Raw genomic sequence first — 242 nt, forward strand, 5'->3', positions numbered from 1 at the left:
GGGCGGGCGTCTGGATGCCGTCAATGTAGTGGACGCCGACTTGTCGGTCGTCACCAGTATCGGGTTGGATCACGAAGCCTGGCTGGGTAACGACCTCGATGTTATCGCCTATGAAAAATGCTCCATTGTCCGGCCAGACCGTTATCTGGTCTGTGGTCAGCCCATGCCTCCTGAGCGTGCTCGCACGACGGTAGAGGCGGCTGAAGGTTTATGTCTGGGGCGGGGCGAAGCCTTTGATATCA

The 242-nt window shown here is 58.3% G+C and carries 1 pseudogene; it reads left to right on the top strand.

The features are described 5' to 3' along the window. Positions 1-242: pseudogene (locus tag Q4563_RS22095) on the top strand (bifunctional tetrahydrofolate synthase/dihydrofolate synthase); the annotation flags it as partial.

It is taken from the genome of Gilvimarinus sp. 1_MG-2023, from assembly GCF_030548285.1.